The sequence below is a fragment of the Bacteroides sp. AF34-31BH genome (genome assembly GCF_003602795.1).
Classification (GTDB): Bacteria; Bacteroidota; Bacteroidia; order Bacteroidales; family Bacteroidaceae; genus Bacteroides; species Bacteroides uniformis.
The window spans coordinates 535,352-554,123 of record NZ_QTLV01000001.1 but is presented as its reverse complement, the minus strand read 5'-3'; the positions used below and the strand labels follow the sequence as shown (position 1 = coordinate 554,123).

Sequence of the window (18,772 nt, the reverse complement as noted above, 5' to 3'; positions counted from 1 at the left end):
GTTGAGAATCGGGGAACGGTTCTCTTCGCACTTGTTGTGCAGCCATTTCTCAATTCTCAACTCTCAATTCTTAATTTATCAAAGTCTTGCCTGGATAGCTTTGGACTCTTCTTCGTAGCCGGGCTTGTTCAGCAATGCAAACATATTCTTCTTATATGCTTCCACACCCGGTTGGTTGAACGGATTGACTCCCAAAATATAACCGCTGATACCGCAAGCTATTTCGAAGAAGTAGAGCAGACCTCCGATGCTTTCTTCATTCAGTGCAGGGATAACGATGCGCATGTTGGGTACGCCGCCGTCAACGTGGGCAAGCTGTGTGCCCAATTCAGCCATCTTGTTCACTTCGTCCACGTGCTTGCCTGCCAGGAAGTTCAGTCCGTCGAGGTTGGCTTCGTCCGAAGGTACTTGTAGGGAGTGCTGTGTCTTCTCCACGGAGATGACAGTTTCGTAGATGGTACGTTCGCCTTCCTGAATCCATTGTCCCATGGAGTGCAGGTCGGTGGAGAAATCTACGGCAGCAGGGAAGATACCCTTGTTTTCCTTACCTTCGGATTCACCATAAAGCTGCTTCCACCATTCGCTTACGTAGTGCAGTTTGGGATTGTAGTTTACGAGGATTTCAATTTTCTTACCGTTCTTGTAGAGCTCGTTACGCGTAGCTGCATAGATGGCAGCAGGATTTTCTGCAAACGGAACATCTTTTCCACAAGCCTTTTCCATGGCAACTGCACCTGCAACCAATTTCTCAATGTCGAAACCTGCTATTGCGATGGGCAGCAAGCCTACCGGAGTCAGTACGGAGAAACGTCCGCCCACGTTATCGGGGATGATGAAGGATTTGTAGCCTTCGTTGTCGGCCGTTACGCGGGCAGCGCCCTTTTGGGCATCGGTGATGGCAACGATAACCTTCTTTGCCATATCCTTGCCGCGTTGGTCTTCGCATTGCTTTTTCAACAGACGGAACGCCAAGGCCGTTTCAGTGGTAGTACCGGATTTGGAGATGTTGATAACACCGAATTTCTTGTCTTTCAAGTATTCGGTGAGTTCATATAGATAATCTTCACCGATATTGTGTCCTGCATACAGAATGACCGGAGCCGTTTTCTTGTCTTGCAACCAAGTGAAGCTGTTTGACAAAGCCTCTATCACCGCACGTGCACCGAGGTAACTTCCGCCAATACCGGCAACTACTACTACCTCGCAGTTGTCACGCAACGTCTGTGCGGTAGCCTTTAGGTCAGCCAGGTGCTCTTTAGTGATGGAAGAGGGGAGGTGCAGCCAGCCTAAGAAGTCGTTGCCCTTACCGGTACCATTCTCTAATGCTTCCTGTGCAGCCTTTACTTGGGCTTCATAGGCGAAAACGTTTTCTTTGGAGATGAATCCAAGAGTCTTTTCAATGTTCAAACTAATCATAATATTCTAGGTTTTAAATTCAGTATTTCGTTTTATCTTTTTTCGCGCTTACCGGAATGAATCGGTAAGCAGCTTGATTTCAATCGTCGGCGAGATACGCTCATACAGAATGTTGTATACTGCATCTACAATAGGCATGTTGACATGATAATGCTTGTTGATTTCCTTGATACATTTTGTACCGTAATATCCTTCAGCAATCATTTCCATCTCAATCTGCGCGCTTTTCACGGAGTATCCCTTGCCAATCATCGTACCGAATGTGCGGTTGCGGCTGAAATTGGAATATCCCGTCACCAGCAGGTCACCTAAATAAACGGAATCACTTACGTTTCTGTTCAGCGGATGTACCGTTTGCAGGAATCTGTTCATTTCCTGTATGGCATTGGACATGAGCACAGCCTGAAAGTTGTCGCCATATTTCAGACCGCTGCAGATACCGGCTGCAATGGCATATACATTCTTCAGCACCGAACTGTATTCAATGCCGGCAACGTCATTACTGACAGAGGTCTTGATGAATGAACTGGCCAGTTTGCGGGCAATGGTGCAAGCCTTGTCGGTGTCGGGACAAGCAATGGTCAAATAAGAAAGGCGTTCCAGAGCCACTTCTTCCGCATGGCAGGGACCTGCCAATACAGCAATATTCTCAGCCGGGACGCCATATTCCTTAGTGAAATATTCCGAGACAATCAAGTTGTCATCGGGCACAATACCTTTAATGGCAGTGATGATGAATTTATCCTTAATCTTAGTCTTCAGTTTCTTCAAGTGAACCTTCAGATAAGGGGAAGGTGTAACGAAGATGAGCGTATCAGATTCTTTCACGACATCATTGATGTTGGAGTTGAAGTTGATACGCTTGGTATCAAACTTGACGCCCGTCAGGTAGGCAGGGTTATGACCAAGCCGTTTGAAGTCGGCAATACGGTCATCGCGTCGCATGTACCAATTTATAGACTCCGCTTGTGACAGAACCATTTTTGCAATGGCAGTTGCCCAACTTCCTCCGCCCATGATGGCTATCTTACCGGGTAGTTTCATATCGAAATTAATAATTAAAAATTAAAAATTAAAAGAGGGGAAAGGAGTACCTTCCTCCTCCTCTTATCTTTAATCTTGCCTATTTAATTCTTTAATTTTTAATTCTTAATTCTTCCGACCCAGTCAGCAACTTCGTTTACGGTCGGGTTTGCCAGTTCCAATTTATATTTCTTGTTGATACCGCAGATGTCCATGTGGAGTTTTTGCGGATTCACATCTTTCATGTCACTCACCAGGTTGTAGCCGGCTTTCTGGATTACAGCCACCCAGTCTTCGGGGATGCCCAGCTCTGTGTATCGTGCAGGAGCATCTTTGGGGATAACCTTTTCCGGACGCATCTGCGGGAAGAAAAGCACTTCTTGGATAAAGGATTCGCCCGTCATTAACATGGTCAGACGGTCGATGCCGATACCGATGCCCGATGTGGGAGGCATACCGTATTGCAATGCTTTCAGGAAGTCCTGGTCGATGAACATCGCTTCGTCGTCTCCCTTTTCGCTCAAGCGGAGTTGGTCTTTGAAGCGTTCTTCCTGGTCTATCGGGTCGTTCAGCTCGCTGTAAGCGTTGGCAAGTTCCTTGCCGTTCACCATCAGCTCGAAGCGTTCGGTCAGTCCCGGCTTGCTGCGGTGCATCTTGGTCAGCGGGCTCATCTCTACGGGATAGTCGGTGATGAAAGTGGGCTGTATGAAAGTACCTTCGCAGAATTCTCCGAAGATTTCATCAATCAGCTTGCCCTTGCCCATGGTGTCGTCAATTTCCATATTCAGTTCCTTGCACACCTGGCGGATTTCGTCCTCGCTCTTGCCTTCGAGGTCGTATCCGGTCTTTTCCTTGATGGCTTCCAGGATGGGCAGACGGCGGTAGGGAGCTTTGAAGCTAATGCTCTTGCCGTCTATCTCGGTTTCTGTGCAGCCGTTTACGGCGATACAGATGCGTTCCAGCAATTTCTCCGTAAAGCTCATCATCCAGTTGTAGTCCTTGTACTGCACGTACAGCTCCATACAAGTGAATTCCGGGTTATGGTTCTTGTCCATACCCTCGTTGCGGAAGTTCTTGCCTATTTCATATACACCTTCAAATCCGCCCACAATCAGTCGCTTCAAGTAAAGCTCGGTGGCGATACGCAGGTAGAGGTCCATATCCAGAGAGTTATGGTGGGTGATGAACGGACGGGCGCTTGCTCCACCGGGGATGGATTGAAGAATCGGCGTCTCCACTTCCGTGTAGCCGGCTTCATCCAGCACGGCACGCATGGTCTTGATGACGGTGGCACGCTTCAGGAATTTTTCTTTCACGCTGTCGTTTACGATAAGGTCTACATAACGCTGGCGGTAGCGCAGTTCGGGGTCCTCGAAAGAGTCGTAAGCCACACCATCCTTATATTTCACGATAGGCAGGGGCTTGATGCTCTTTGCAAGTACGGTCAGCTTCTTGGCATGGATGCTGATTTCGCCCATCTGAGTACGGAATACGAATCCTTCGATGCCGATGAAGTCGCCTAAATCGAGCAAACGTTTGAACACGGTGTTGTACATCTCCTTGTCCTCGTCCGGGCAGATGTCATCGCGGGTGATATATACCTGGATGCGTCCTTTGGAGTCCTGCAATTCGATGAAAGATGCTTTACCCATGATACGGCGGCTCATGATACGTCCGGCAACGGACACCTGGTGAGGCTCTGCATCATCGTTGAATTCAGCTTTAATATCGGTAGAGAAAGCATTTGTTACATACTCTGCTGCGGGATAAGGCTCGATGCCCATCGCGCGAAGTTCATTCATGCTGTTGCGACGAATGATTTCTTGTTCACTTAGTTCTAATACGTTCATTTCGCTATATTTCACTCAATTTGGGTACAAAAGTACGAAACATTTTTCAGATAGAGAACCTTTTTCCTTGAAATATAGGGAACGGGGGTGACATTAACCCTCTCCTTCGGCATCCACCCATTCGATGTGCGGGGAGAGGAGGGTGCGTTCCGTCACTTGTCCGCATTGCCCGCGGTAGTATTCGGGGATGAAGCGTATCTGCACCGCAGTGATTTGCGCCGGACTCACTTCTTCTGGGGTGTCTACCCCGGTGCCTTCCGAACGGCAGGTGTAGTAGAACGTCCCGATGCCCTTGAACTTTACGGAGTGTCCCGAACTCATCAGCTTGCCCAGCACTTCACCAAGATTCATTAATACTGCATAGGTATCTCCCGGGGTTACCGTAGACATTTCCGACAATAATCGGGCTATTTCATCCGTTGTATAGGGATGTCCTTTGGTGACGGCTCTTGGGTGCCATTTGTCGTCGCCTTTCTGTTTTACTTTCTTATAGAATGCCATGGGGGCTTGTTGTTATTATGTGTCCGGCTCAACCGGTAGGTCAGGCATGGTTCATACGGTATGAATGTGCCAATCATACGGTATGATTATATCAATCATACGGTATGATTATGGTAATCATATCTTATGATTTATCATTGAACCGCAAAGATAGCATAAATCATCCGCATAGTGTGCAGGTTTAAGGTGTTTTTTCTGCTGTTCTGTTTTAAAAAAAGAGTACCTTTGCACCCGCTAAAAAGAAATAGGTATATAATATGGCAGGACAAAAGACTCCCACGGCGTTGGGAACGGAAAGTATAGGTAAACTCTTGATGCAATATGCCGTTCCGGCAATCATCGCAATGACGGCATCCTCTTTATATAATATGGTAGACAGTATCTTCATCGGTCACGGCGTTGGGACGATGGCTATTTCGGGATTGGCGTTGACTTTCCCGTTGATGAATCTGGCTGCGGCGTTCGGTTCGTTGGTAGGAGTGGGGGCTTCTACACTGATTTCCGTCAAGCTGGGGCAGAAGGATTATGACACGGCACAGTGTGTGCTGGGCAATGTTTTTGTGCTGAACATGGTACTGGGAATTGCCTTTACCATCATTGTCATGCTCTTTCTCGACCCGATTCTCTATTTCTTCGGAGGCAGTGACCAGACGGTGGGCTACGCGAGGGATTATATGCAGATTATCCTTTTGGGAAATGCCGTTACGCACCTCTATCTGGGGCTGAATGCAGTGCTGCGCTCTTCAGGGCATCCACAGAAGGCGATGTACGCCACTATAGCCACGGTGGTTATCAATACCATACTCGACCCGGTGTTTATCTATGGTTTTGGCTGGGGCATACGTGGTGCTGCCGTCGCTACCATTGTGGCGCAAATCATCTCTTTGACGTGGCAGTTCAAGCTTTTCAGCAATAAGGATGAGCTGTTGCATTTCCACCGGGGGATATTCCGTCTGAAACGTAAGATTGTATTCGATTCGCTCGCCATCGGCATGTCTCCTTTCCTGATGAACCTGGCAGCCTGCTTCATCGTTATCATTATCAATCAGGGGTTGAAGAAGTATGGCGGCGACTTGGCTATCGGGGCTTTCGGCATCGTGAACCGTCTGGTTTTCATTGTAGTGATGATTGTGATGGGGCTGAATCAGGGTATGCAGCCTATTGCCGGATATAACTTCGGGGCGAAGCTGTACGGACGGGTGAACAAGGTGCTGAAACTGACGATAATCTATGCCACGGCAGTGACCACTTTCGGCTTTCTGGTCGGTATGCTGGTGCCGGACCTGGTAGTGGGCATCTTTACATCGGATGCGGAACTGACAGAGCTTTCGGTCACGGGACTGCGCATTACGGTAATGTTCTTCCCGATTATCGGTTTCCAGATGGTGACTTCCAACTTTTTCCAGAGCATAGGCATGGCAGGCAAAGCGATATTCCTTTCCCTTACCCGACAGATGCTGATTCTGCTTCCTTGCCTGCTTATCCTGCCGCAGTTCTTCGGAGTGGCAGGAGTGTGGTACAGCATGCCGGTATCCGATTTGCTTGCAAGTTTGATAGCATTGGTGATGTTGGTTTGTCAATTCCGCAAATTCAGAACCTCTCCCTTGTAGGGATAGGTCGGGGGAGAGGCTCTGAATTTTTCTTCCTACTTTCTGCAGATATTCCGTAAGAATATTTATATTTGCTATCTGCAAACCAATAGATGAATAAGCGTATGGGCAATAATTTTATAATCAATATAGGCCGTCAACTGGGCAGTGGCGGACGGGAGATAGGCGAGAAACTGGCTGCCCGTCTGGGTATTGACTTTTATGATAAGGAACTGATTAGGTTGGCTTCTGAAGAGAGTGGACTGTGTTGTGAGTTCTTTGAGAAAGCTGATGAGAAAGCTTCACAAGGTATTATTGGAGGGCTCTTCGGCATGCGTTTCCCTTTTGTCAGTGACGGGGCTATCCCGGCCACGAATTGCCTGAGTAATGATGCTCTGTTCAAAGTGCAGAGTGACGTGATACGCAGATTGGCGGAGGAGAAGTCCTGCTTGTTTGTGGGGCGTTGTGCCGATTACATTCTGCGAGAACATCCACGCTGTGCCAATGTCTTCATTTCCTGCTCCAATGAGGAGCGCATCAAGCGTATTTGCCGAATGTATTCCATTTCTGAGCGTGAAGCGGAGGAGATGATGAACAAAGCGGACAAGAAGCGTGCCGAATACTATAACTACTACAGCTACAAAAAATGGGGAGCTGCCGAAACATACCACTTGTGTATCGATTCTTCCGTATTGGGTATTGAGGCTACGGTGGACTTTATAGAAGAGTTCGTCAAGAAGAAGCTAAGACTTTAAGGAATTAAAATTAAAGGCTGCGTAGTTGGGTTAAACCAACATTGCGCAGCCTTTAATTTTAATTCCTTAATTTCCTCCTACATCATTGTCAGCAGTATCATCTGTCCCGCCAGAATTCGCAGGAACATTGTCAATGGATATACCGTGGAGTAACCTACTGCCGGAGCATCATTGCCTGATGTCTGATTGGCGTATGCCAATGCAGGAGGGTCTGTGTTGCTACCTGCTATTAAACCCATCAGGGTGAAGTAGTTCACTTTGCAATAGAAACGGGCTATCATGCCGATTATCAACAAAGGGATGACGGTTATCAGGAATCCATAGCCTACATACAGTAATCCGCTGCCTTCTACTACTGTTTGTACAAAATGCTCACCGGCTTCTATACCTACACTGGCAAGGAAGAGTACAATACCGATTTCACGCAACATCAAGTTAGCGCTCATGGTGGTGTACGTCACAAGATGCATTTTGTGACCAAAACGTCCGATAAGGATTGCCACTACCAGCGGACCACCTGCAAGACCTAACTTAACCGGTGTCGGCATACCCGGGAATGCGATGGGGAGGCTTCCCAGCAGGATTCCTAGGAAGATTCCCACGAAAATAGTAACGATATTCGGAGTGTCCAAACGTTTCAACTGGTTGCCCAATACACCGGCTACACGCTCTACGGCATCTTGCTGGCCAACCACCATTACGCGGTCACCTACTTGAAGTACCAGATTGGGATCAGCAAACAAGTCCATACCTGAGCGGTTGATACGGGTTACATTTACACCGTACATACTGCGGAAGTGGAGGCTTCCCAGCTTCTTACCGTTGATTTCGGACTTAGTGACGAGGATACGACGGGAAACCATTGGGGTGTCCTGCTTTTCCCAGTCTACATGTATTTCTTTTCCGATAAAGGCAGCTACCGCTTCGGCATCTTCTTCGGAGCATACGATGAAGAGCTGGTCTCCTACGTGGAATACCGTTTCATGGTTGGGGATACTGACGTGCCCCTCATGGCGTATGCGTGAACAGACAAACGGACGTCCCAGGAAATCCTTTATCTGGAGCAGGGTCTTTCCGGAAATTGATTCGTTGCGTACTTCGAGGTGAAGCATGTGCGGCTGATGCTTTACATCTGCTTCTTGCGTATTGAGTTCCTGCTCCTCTTTCTTGAGGTTCACCCGGCAGATATAACGGATGGCTATGATGGAACCTATGATACCTACCACACCAAGCGGATAGGCGCAGGCATATCCCAATGCGATGGGGTCTCCCGTATAGTTTATTTGGTTCAGGGCTTCTTGTGCGGCACCCAGACCCGGAGTATTGGTTACGGCACCATAGAGAATACCTACTATCATTGGCAAGTCTATCCCTCCGTCAATGAAGTAGATGCTCAATGCTACTGCGATATTCAGCAACACGATACCAACAGCAAGCATGTTCAGCCGCATCCCCCCTTTTTTAAAGGAAGAGAAGAAGGAAGGCCCGACTTGCAGACCGATACAGAATACAAATAAAATCAAACCGAATTCGCGGATGAAATGCAAAATGTGTGTTTCGCCCGTGAAGCCAAAATGCCCCATCAGGATACCCGCAAAGAGGACGAATGTAACCCCCAACGATACCCCGAAAATCTTAATCTTACCCAGCAATACGCCCACAGATATTACGAATGCATACAAACAAACGATGTGAGCGACAGATGAAGGGTCCCATAGCAAGCTTTCTAACCAATTCATAGTACCTTATTAATATGTCGTTTTTTAAATTTCGCGCAAAATTACTTAATAAAAAGGAGGTAGCAAAGGCTTTGTGGTACTTTTTGCTATATCAACTTTGCAAAAGTAGAGTATGCTTCCGGTGAATACGCTGAATCCGTATGGACACGGAGTCATCTGTAAGTGCAATTTTCTCTAAAAAAAGATTTTGTTCTAAGTATTTGTTTATATTTGCAAGTCTCTTGATGACAAAAATGAATAGTATTCATCTATTTAAATTTTAAATAAACTATGGCAGACAGTAAAGAAAAACTCTTCTCCGACTTTTCTCCCGTTTCCACTGAGCAGTGGATGGAGAAAGTTACCGCAGACCTGAAAGGGGCGGATTTCGAGAAGAAGCTCGTTTGGAAGACAAACGAAGGATTTAAGGTGAAACCTTTCTACCGTATGGAGGACCTGGAAGGTTTGAAGACGACAGATGCCCTTCCCGGCGAGTTTCCTTATCTCAGAGGTACCAAGAAAGACAACAATGAATGGCTTGTTCGTCAGGAAATCAAAGTGGAATGCCCCAAAGAGGCCAATGCCAAGGCGTTGGACATCTTGAATAAAGGTGTAGATTCACTCTCTTTCCATGTAAAGGCCAAGGAATTGAACGCAGAGTATATTGAAACTTTGTTGAAAGATATCTGCGCGGAATGTGTCGAGTTGAATTTCTCTACCTGCCAGGGGCATGTGGTGGAACTTGCAGAACTTCTTGTCGCTTATTTCCAGAAAAAGGATTATGACTTGACGAAATTGCAGGGCTCCATCAACTATGACTACTTCAACAAGATGCTGGCCAAAGGTAAAGAAAAAGGTGATATGGTGGCAACAGCCAAGGCGCTGCTCGAGGCTACCGCTTCCCTTCCGAAATACCGTGTGTTGAATGTGAATGCGTTGACATTAAACAATGCAGGTTCTTATATTTTCCAGGAGTTGGGTTACGCTTTGGCTTGGGGTAATGAATATATGAATCAGTTGGTTGATGCCGGTCTGCCGGCTGCAATGGTAGCCAAGAAGATTAAGTTTAATTTCGGTATCAGTTCCAACTACTTCCTTGAAATAGCCAAATTCCGCGCTGCACGTATGCTGTGGGCTAATATTGTGGCTTCTTACAGTCCTGAGTGTCTGCGCGACTGCGAAAACAAGGGTAAGGATAACGAGTGTCGCTGTGCAGCCAAGATGAAGATTCATGCGGAAACTTCTTCATTCAACTTGACTTTGTTTGATGCACACGTAAACTTGTTGCGTACGCAGACTGAGGCGATGAGTGCCGCCCTTGCTGGTGTTGACTCAATGACGGTTACTCCGTTCGACAAGACTTATGATGCTCCTAACGAATTCTCTGAGCGTATGGCGCGTAACCAACAATTGCTGTTGAAAGAAGAATCGCACTTCGATAAGGTTATAGACCCGGCTGCAGGTTCTTACTATATCGAGAACTTGACCGTCTCTATTGCCAAGCAGGCTTGGGACCTCTTCCTCGCTGTAGAAGAAGACGGTGGTTTCTATGCTTCCGTGAAAGCCGGAAAAGTGCAGGCTGCCGTAAACGAGAGCAACAAGGCACGTCATGCTGCAGTCGCCAAGCGTAAGGAAGTGTTGCTGGGTACCAACCAGTTCCCCAACTTTAATGAAAAGGCGGGAGATAAGAAACCGGTTGAGGCTACTTGCTGTTGCGGCGGCGGACATACCTGCGAAAAAGATGTTCCGACACTGAACTTTGACCGTGCTGCCAGTGAATTTGAAGCGTTGCGTCTCGAAACAGAGGCTTCCGGCAAACGCCCGAAAGCGTTTATGCTGACTATCGGTAATCTGGCCATGCGTCAGGCACGTGCACAGTACTCTTGCAACTTTCTGGCTTGTGCCGGATACGAAGTTGTGGATAACCTCGGTTTCCCCACCGTAGAAGAAGGTATAGAAGCAGCTATGGCTGCCAAGGCCGACATCGTGGTATTGTGTTCAAGTGATGATGAATATGCAGAATATGCTGTTCCTGCCTTCAAGGCTCTGAATGGCCGTGCCATGTTTATCGTAGCCGGTGCTCCTGCTTGCATGGACGACTTGAAGGCTGCCGGTATCGAGAACTTTATCCATGTCCGTGTCAACGTATTAGAGACATTAAAAGAATTCAACGCCAAACTTTTGAAGTAAGCAACTTCAATCGTAAATCGTAAATCGTCAAATCGTAAATAACATGATGCGAAAAGATTTTAAAAACTTAGATATATATGCCGCTTTTCAACCCGTCAATGGTGCTGAGTGGCAAAAGGCTAACGGCATCCATGCTGATTGGAAAACGCCGGAACACATTGAGGTGAAGCCTGTTTATACAAAAGAAGACCTTGAGGGAATGGAACATTTGGGTTATGCTGCCGGGCTTCCTCCTTATCTGCGTGGTCCGTACTCGGTGATGTATACGTTGCGTCCTTGGACCATCCGCCAGTATGCAGGCTTTTCCACAGCGGAAGAATCAAATGCCTTTTACCGTCGTAATTTGGCTTCCGGACAGAAAGGTTTGTCCGTAGCTTTCGACTTGGCCACTCACCGTGGCTACGACCCCGACCACGAACGTGTAGTGGGTGACGTTGGTAAGGCAGGTGTATCTATCTGTTCCTTGGAGAATATGAAGGTGTTGTTCGATGGAATTCCTTTGAACAAGATGTCCGTCTCTATGACTATGAACGGTGCCGTACTTCCTGTTATGGCATTCTACATCAACGCAGGTCTGGAGCAGGGTGCCAAGTTGGAAGAAATGGCTGGTACTATCCAGAACGATATCTTGAAGGAATTCATGGTGCGTAATACCTATATCTACCCGCCTGCATTCTCTATGAAGATTATCTCTGACATCTTTGAATATACTTCCCAGAAAATGCCTAAGTTCAACTCTATCTCCATCTCCGGCTACCACATGCAGGAAGCGGGTGCTACGGCAGACATCGAGTTGGCTTACACCCTGGCAGACGGTTTGGAATATCTGCGTGCCGGAACGGCTGCGGGTATTGACATCGATGCTTTCGCACCGCGTCTCTCTTTCTTCTGGGCCATCGGAACGAACCACTTTATGGAAATTGCCAAAATGCGTGCCGCACGTATGTTGTGGGCAAAGATTGTGAAGCAGTTCAACCCAAAGAATCCGAAGTCGCTGGCTTTGCGTACGCACTCCCAGACTTCCGGCTGGTCGCTGACAGAGCAAGACCCGTTCAACAATGTGGGCCGCACTTGTATCGAGGCGATGGCTGCTGCATTGGGACATACCCAGTCACTGCATACCAATGCTCTTGACGAGGCTATTGCCTTGCCGACGGATTTCTCTGCACGTATTGCACGTAATACGCAGATTTATATTCAGGAAGAAACTTACATTTGCAAGAATGTAGACCCATGGGGTGGCTCTTATTATGTGGAAAGTTTGACTAATGAGTTGGCTCACAAGGCTTGGGAATTGATTCAGGAAGTAGAGAAGCTGGGCGGTATGGCAAAAGCCATCGAAACCGGTATCCCCAAGATGCGTATCGAAGAGGCTGCTGCGCGTACACAAGCCCGTATCGATAGCGGTTCGCAGACCATTGTCGGTGTGAACAAGTATCGTCTGGAGAAAGAAGCTCCGATTGATATTCTTGAAATCGACAATACGGCTGTCCGTCAGGAACAGATTGAGAACCTGAAGCGTCTGAAGGAAGGACGTAACCAGGCGGAAGTGGACAAGGCATTGGAGGCTATTACTGAATGTGTAAAGACCGGTAAGGGAAACTTGCTGGAACTGGCAGTCGAGGCAGCCCGTGTCCGTGCCACTTTGGGGGAAATCTCTTATGCTTGCGAAAAGATTGTAGGACGTTATAAAGCAGTAATTAGAACTATATCAGGCGTGTATTCATCAGAAAGTAAGAATGACAGCGACTTCCACCGTGCTTGTGAATTGGCGGAGAAGTTTGCGAAGAAAGAGGGACGTCAGCCTCGTATCATGGTAGCCAAGATGGGCCAGGACGGTCACGATCGCGGTGCCAAGGTTGTTGCAACCGGATATGCCGACTGTGGCTTCGATGTGGATATGGGACCCTTGTTCCAGACACCGGCCGAGGCTGCCCGCGAAGCGGTTGAGAACGACGTTCATGTAGTGGGGGTTTCTTCATTGGCTGCCGGACACAAGACATTAGTTCCGCAGATTATCGAAGAGCTCAAGAAGTTGGGACGTGAGGATATCGTAGTGATTGCCGGTGGTGTAATTCCCGCACAAGACTATGACTTCCTTTACAAGGCAGGTGTAGCTGCCATCTTTGGCCCCGGTACTCCGGTTGCCAAGGCTGCTTGCCAGATATTGGAAATCTTGTTGGATGAAGAATAATCCGACACGTTAAATGTTAAAAGAGGGACGGTATGTGTTTACATATCCGTCCCTTTTTCTTAATCTGTGTTATAGAACATACTTTTTTAGTTGGATAATTTGCAGATTTATCAGAAGTCCGTATCTTTGCAATGTGTTTTTCATAGTATTAGATTTAAGGTTAACAAAGGTTGGAGTACAGCGGTACTCCTTTTTTTATGTCCGTACGTCAGCTTTGGGGGAGAAAAATCACCTGGTCTATGTTATCGTTTCTTGCTTATCGTTTCGTTCTTGCCCCCTTTTTATTACCTTTGTCCCGCTAAAAGAATAACGAATGATAGTTTGTATTGCCGAAAAGCCCTCTGTGGCGCGTGACATAGCCGATGTATTGGGAGCGAAAGAAAAGAAGGACGGATACATCGAAGGAAACGGATACCAGGTGACCTGGACATTCGGCCATCTTTGTACGCTGAAGGAGCCGCATGAATATACCCCTAACTGGAAGTCATGGAGTTTGGGAAGCCTCCCCATGATACCTCCCCGTTTCGGCATTAAGCTGATTAGCAATCCCACATACGAGCGCCAGTTCCATACGATAGAGAACCTCATGCAACATGCCGATATGATTATAAACTGCGGTGATGCCGGGCAGGAAGGAGAATTGATACAGCGCTGGGTGATGCAGAAAGCCGGGGCACGTTGCCCGGTGAAACGTCTTTGGATATCTTCATTGACAGAGGAAGCCATCCGTGAGGGCTTTGCCAAGCTGCGCGATGCGTCGGATTTCCAGCCTTTGTACGAGGCAGGCTTGTCGCGTGCCATTGGCGACTGGCTGCTCGGGATGAATGCCACCCGCCTCTACACCATTAAGTATGGGCAGAACCGGCAGGTACTTTCTATTGGCCGTGTGCAGACACCGACACTGACACTGATTGTAAACCGTCAGTTGGAAATACAGAATTTTGTTCCCAAGCAATACTGGGAGCTGAAGACTGTCTATCGAGATACCACTTTCTCCACCATCCTCCGGAAAAGTGAGGAGGAACTGGTATTGGAAGCCGAGAAGCAGAAAGAGGCTATAGCTGCCGGGAAGAAACCTAAAAAAGAAGAAGAGAATCGGGGTATCGACCCCATTACCGACCGCGAACGTGGGCTTGTTTTATTGGACCAGATTAAGAATTCTCTTTTTACCGTGACGGATGTCACCAAGAAAGAGGGGAGGGAGGCGCCACTCCGCTTGTTTGACTTGACTTCTTTGCAAGTGGAATGTAACAAGAAGTTTGCCTATTCCGCTGATGAGACGCTGAAAATCATCCAGTCTTTGTATGAGAAGAAAGTGGCTACCTATCCACGTGTAGACACTACCTATTTGAGTGATGACATCTATCCCAAATGCCCCGGCATCTTGAAAGGTCTGCGTGATTACGAGACATTTACAGCCCCTTTGACAGGAACTGCATTGTTGAAGTCCAAAAAGGTTTTCGATAACTCGAAGGTAACAGACCACCACGCCATTATTCCTACCGGCCAGCATCCGCAGAATCTGACGGATATGGAGCGTCGCGTATTCGATTTGATAGCATGCCGTTTCATTGCTGTATTCTATCCCGATTGTAAGTTTGCCACTACCACCGTATTGGGAGAGGTAGAGAGCATAGAGTTCAAGGCCACCGGCAAGCAGATTCTGGAACCGGGTTGGCGTGTTATCTTCGGCACCCCCTCGGCACAATCGCAGGAGGAGAAAGAGGAAAAGGGAGAAGAGGAGAATGTGCTTCCGGCTTTTGTGAAAGGAGAAAGCGGGCCGCACGTTCCCGATTTATATGAGAAGTGGACGCAGCCGCCCCGGCCTTATACGGAAGCCACCCTGCTGCGTGCTATGGAAACGGCGGGCAAGCTGGTGGATAACGACGAACTGCGTGATGCGCTGAAGGAAAATGGTATCGGTCGTCCGTCTACCCGTGCAGCCATCATCGAGACGCTGTTCAAACGAAACTATATCCGCAAGGAAAAGAAGAACCTGATAGCCACTCCTACCGGTGTGGAGCTGATACAGATTATCCATGAGGAGCTGTTGAAGTCGGCGGAACTGACCGGTATTTGGGAGAAGAAACTGCGTGAGATAGAAAAACGAACTTACAATGCCGGACAATTCTTGGAAGAATTGAAGCAGATGGTATCGGAAGTCGTGATGAGTGTACTTTCTGATAACAGCAACCGCCACATCACCATCCAAGCGCCTGCTCCCGAAAAGGGCAGTAAGGCTTCTGCCAAGACAGAGGCTGCCGATAAGCCGAAAAAGGAGCCGAAGAAAAGAACACCGAGAAAGTCTGCCGCTGCAGGTAAAAAGACGGAGCAGGCTTCGGGCGCTGTGGCAGCTTCAAGTACGGAGGCTTCCGTACAAGCTGACGATTTCGTCGGTCAGCCTTGTCCGCTTTGCGGAAAAGGTACCGTTATCAAGGGGAAAACGGCTTACGGTTGTTCCGAATGGAAATCCGGATGCACATTCCGTAAGCCGTTTGAATAAGGGTAATCACATTAAATAATTCTCTCCGCCATGTATTTCCAGAGGGGAGCAGCCATCAGCGCCTGGCGGATGCTTCCTTGCTGCAGCAATTCCTTGACCTCCTGCAAGGAAAGCAGGTGTACGGTCAGGTTTTCCGTATCTTCCAACTGTTGCTCGGAGATTTTCTCCACGTCCGTAGCCAGGAAACAGTAGGTAATGTTGGTGTGGGTACTTGGATTGGGAGAGATTTGCATGAACTCTTTCCATACTCCGTTTCCATAGCCGGTTTCTTCCAAAAGTTCCCGTTGTGCGGAAACCATCGGAGAGCCGTCCTCTTCTTCGCATACCCCTGCACAGAGTTCATAGGATGTTTCTTGTATGCCATGCCGGTATTGGCGGATAAAGACGAATTGTCCGTCACGGGTGATGGCAATGGTATTCACCCAGTTGGGATATTCCAATATATAATAGGAGGGAATGTGGTTGCCGTTGGGCAGTACTACATGGTCCTTACGCACAGTGAGCCATGGGGCCCGATGAAGGTATTCGCTGGATAAGACGGTCCAGGTGTCTTTTGATTTTTCCATAATGGTAGAATTGACTATATTTTAAACAGCATCCCTCCGATATTATCTGTCGTGGCTCCCGTCACCGAGGCGAGGCATCCGGGTGTGTCCGCCATATAGAGGGCACCCAGGAAAGCAAAGATTAGGGCTTCCTTGTATTCTATGATTTGCCGGCTGGGAATCACGATTTCACACGGACACAAGGCGTCGATACGTTCTATGAGGAACTTGTTGAATGCACCTCCGCCGGTAATCAGCAGTTTTCCGTTACCATCGGGCAAGGGGCGGGCGGTGATGATGCGTGATATTTGCCAGGCGGCATGCTCGTAAAAGGTACGTAGCATATTCTCCATACTCAAGCCATAACGCTCGAGCATGGGATATACCAGCGTTTCCACCCACTCCCGTCCCAATGACTTCGGTCCGGACTGATGGTAGAAATCCATTCCGTTCAGTTCGTCCAGCAGTTCTTGGCAGATGTTGCCTTGCCGTGCTATCTCGCCGTCACGGTCAAATTCCAATCCTATTTGCCGGCAGTAATGGTTGATGACGTAATTCACCGGACTGATGTCAAAAGCGATGCGCCGCCCGTCCTGCTCGAATGAGATGTTGGAGAAACCGCCGATATTCAAACAGAAGTCGTAGTCGGCAAAAAGCAACCGGTCGCCAATAGGTACGAGTGGAGCGCCCTGCCCACCCAGCATGATGTCCAGCCGCCGGAAATCCGAAACGGTAGGTATACGGGTTTCAGCGGCAATGGCGGCTCCGTCACCTATTTGGTACATGATTCTCTTTTGAGGCTCATGGAAGATGGTATGCCCGTGGGAGGCGATAATATCGGGGTGGACTCCAAATTCTTGCATGAACTCGTTGACACGTTCACCGAGAAACTTTCCATAGGAGCTGTGGAAAGTGATGAACTCCAAAGCACTCATTGTCTGTGCACCGGTACCCAATATCTGCTTCATGGCGTCGGGGTAGCTATAGCCTTTTGCACAGTCTATGTGGAAAGACCATTTTCCGGCTTGCTGCCGGAAAGTGCAACAACATACGTCCAGCCCGTCAAGGGAAGTGCCGGACATCAGGCCGATGGCTTGAATTTGGAAGTCTTTCATCCTGATTTTCTTGTTTTATTTATAATTGAGGTAGAATTCGACAACAGCTTCTATTCCTTTACGGAAGATGTCCAACGGTATATTCTCATTAGGTGAGTGGATGGCGTTGGATTCGAGCCCGAAGCCCATCAGAACGGTTTTGATGCCCAGTACTTGCTCGAAAGTGGAGATGATGGGGATACTTCCACCCCGACGCACTGCCAGCGGTTTCTTTCCAAAAGCTTTTTCAAAACCTTTTTCGGCGGCTTGGTAGGCGGGTAGGGTGATGGGACATACATATCCTTGGCCTCCATGCATCGGAGTGACTTTTACCTGTACTGAATCCGGCGCTATGTCCAGAATGTAGTCGGCAAAGAGCCGGGATATCTTGTGGTGGTCCTGGTGGGGAACCAACCGGCAGGATACCTTGGCGTATGCCTTGGATGGGAGCACGGTCTTGGACCCTTCACCCGTATATCCGCCCCAGATGCCGCATACGTCGAAAGACGGACGGCAACTGTTACGTTCCAGCGTACTGTAACCTTTCTCTCCGAAAAGTGCTTTTACATGGATAGCCTTTTTGTATTTCTCTTCGTCGAAAGGAATGCGGGCTATCATGTCGCGCTCGGTTTGGGGAACTTCTTCCACATCGTCATAGAAGCCCGGTACGGTGATACGTCCCTCTGCGTCCGTCACTTGGCTGATTATCTGGCAAAGTACATTGATGGGGTTGGCAACAGCACCGCCGAAGTGACCGCTGTGTAGGTCGCGGTTGGGGCCGGTCACTTCTATTTCCCAATAGGCCAGTCCGCGCAGTCCGGTGGTCAGTGAAGGCAGGTCTGCACCAAGCATGCTGGTGTCCGAAACCAGAATGACGTCTGCTTTCAGCAACTCTTTGTGCTCCTGGCAGAAGCTTTCTAAGCTGGGCGAACCGATTTCTTCTTCTCCTTCGAAGATGAATTTTACGTTGGTTTGCAGCAGTTCGTTGCGTACGAGGTATTCAAACGCTTTCACTTGTATGAAAGATTGCCCTTTGTCATCATCAGCACCACGTGCCCAGATATGTTCGTCGCGTATTTCCGGTTCAAAGGGGTCGCTTTTCCAAAGTTCGAGAGGTTCGGCTGGCATCACGTCGTAGTGGGCATATACCAATACGGTCTTGGCGTCCGGGTCTACGATTTTCTGTCCAAAAACAATCGGGTTACCTTTGGAGGGCATTACGAGGGCTTCATCCGCTCCGGCTTCGAGCAGCAACTGTGCCCAGCGTTCGGCGCAGGCAAGCATATCGTCGTGATGCTCGGGTTTGGCACTGATGCTTGGAATGCGAATGAGGCTGAACAAGTCTTCCAGCATTTTAGGCTCGTTCTCGGTGATGTATTTCTTTATTTCCATGG

13 protein-coding genes are annotated in these 18,772 nt (G+C 48.3%); 5 read left to right on the top strand and 8 right to left on the bottom strand.

Annotated elements, in window-relative coordinates; genetic code table 11:
- Positions 1-78 precede the first annotated feature (78 nt).
- The 4 genes from DWZ67_RS02445 to DWZ67_RS02430 form a co-directional block, all read right to left on the bottom strand.
- Positions 79-1,416, bottom strand: coding sequence for a glucose-6-phosphate isomerase (locus DWZ67_RS02445; protein WP_016273016.1), 1,338 nt, complete (start codon positions 1,414-1,416; stop codon positions 79-81).
- A gap of 48 nt (positions 1,417-1,464) precedes the next feature.
- On the bottom strand, positions 1,465-2,460 hold the full coding sequence (locus DWZ67_RS02440) for an NAD(P)H-dependent glycerol-3-phosphate dehydrogenase (RefSeq protein ID WP_009037944.1): 996 nt from the start codon (positions 2,458-2,460) through the stop codon (positions 1,465-1,467).
- Positions 2,461-2,558: 98 nt separating this feature from the next.
- Positions 2,559-4,289 (bottom strand): lysine--tRNA ligase, encoded by a 1,731-nt coding sequence (lysS, locus tag DWZ67_RS02435; RefSeq protein ID WP_120138145.1) that lies wholly within the window; start codon positions 4,287-4,289, stop codon positions 2,559-2,561.
- Positions 4,290-4,382: 93 nt separating this feature from the next.
- Complete coding sequence (locus DWZ67_RS02430; protein WP_098032130.1) at positions 4,383-4,790, bottom strand: HU family DNA-binding protein; 408 nt, start codon at positions 4,788-4,790, stop codon at positions 4,383-4,385.
- Positions 4,791-5,047: 257 nt separating this feature from the next.
- On the opposite strand from DWZ67_RS02430, the gene DWZ67_RS02425 reads away from it, so the two are divergent.
- Together DWZ67_RS02425 and DWZ67_RS02420 are read left to right on the top strand one after the other, a co-directional pair.
- Positions 5,048-6,400 (top strand): MATE family efflux transporter, encoded by a 1,353-nt coding sequence (locus tag DWZ67_RS02425; RefSeq protein ID WP_044467852.1) that lies wholly within the window; start codon positions 5,048-5,050, stop codon positions 6,398-6,400.
- A gap of 104 nt (positions 6,401-6,504) precedes the next feature.
- A complete protein-coding gene (locus DWZ67_RS02420) occupies positions 6,505-7,134 on the top strand; it encodes an AAA family ATPase (protein ID WP_044467857.1) in 630 nt (209 codons plus the stop codon).
- Between the two features lie 77 nt (positions 7,135-7,211).
- Here the strand turns inward: DWZ67_RS02420 and DWZ67_RS02415 are convergent, their stop codons facing one another.
- A complete protein-coding gene (locus DWZ67_RS02415) occupies positions 7,212-8,873 on the bottom strand; it encodes a putative transporter (protein WP_044467851.1) in 1,662 nt (553 codons plus the stop codon).
- A gap of 270 nt (positions 8,874-9,143) precedes the next feature.
- Between DWZ67_RS02415 and mutA the strand changes: the two genes are divergently transcribed.
- The 3 genes from mutA to DWZ67_RS02395 all read left to right on the top strand — a co-directional run bounded on the left by mutA (position 9,144) and on the right by DWZ67_RS02395 (position 15,739).
- Positions 9,144-11,042, top strand: coding sequence for a methylmalonyl-CoA mutase small subunit (gene mutA, locus DWZ67_RS02410; protein WP_005833156.1), 1,899 nt, complete (start codon positions 9,144-9,146; stop codon positions 11,040-11,042).
- A 46-nt stretch (positions 11,043-11,088) separates the two neighbouring features.
- Positions 11,089-13,236, top strand: coding sequence for a methylmalonyl-CoA mutase (gene scpA / locus DWZ67_RS02405; protein ID WP_005833154.1), 2,148 nt, complete (start codon positions 11,089-11,091; stop codon positions 13,234-13,236).
- Positions 13,237-13,549: 313 nt separating this feature from the next.
- The gene (locus DWZ67_RS02395) at positions 13,550-15,739 is read left to right on the top strand and encodes a DNA topoisomerase 3 (RefSeq protein ID WP_120138080.1); all 2,190 of its coding nucleotides are present in this window, start codon (positions 13,550-13,552) and stop codon (positions 15,737-15,739) included.
- 11 nt (positions 15,740-15,750) lie between these two features.
- Here the strand turns inward: DWZ67_RS02395 and DWZ67_RS02390 are convergent, their stop codons facing one another.
- Genes DWZ67_RS02390 through DWZ67_RS02380 form a run of 3 tightly spaced genes read right to left on the bottom strand, consistent with a single transcriptional unit; the run spans position 15,751 to position 18,770 of the window.
- Positions 15,751-16,305: an NUDIX hydrolase gene (locus DWZ67_RS02390; RefSeq protein WP_005827192.1), complete on the bottom strand. Its 555-nt coding sequence runs from the start codon at positions 16,303-16,305 to the stop codon at positions 15,751-15,753.
- Between the two features lie 14 nt (positions 16,306-16,319).
- Complete coding sequence (locus DWZ67_RS02385; RefSeq protein ID WP_005833148.1) at positions 16,320-17,399, bottom strand: anhydro-N-acetylmuramic acid kinase; 1,080 nt, start codon at positions 17,397-17,399, stop codon at positions 16,320-16,322.
- Between the two features lie 15 nt (positions 17,400-17,414).
- Positions 17,415-18,770 carry a dipeptidase gene (locus DWZ67_RS02380; RefSeq protein ID WP_057255780.1) on the bottom strand — a complete coding sequence of 452 codons (1,356 nt, stop codon included), beginning with the start codon at positions 18,768-18,770 and terminating at the stop codon, positions 17,415-17,417.
- Positions 18,771-18,772 lie beyond the last annotated feature (2 nt).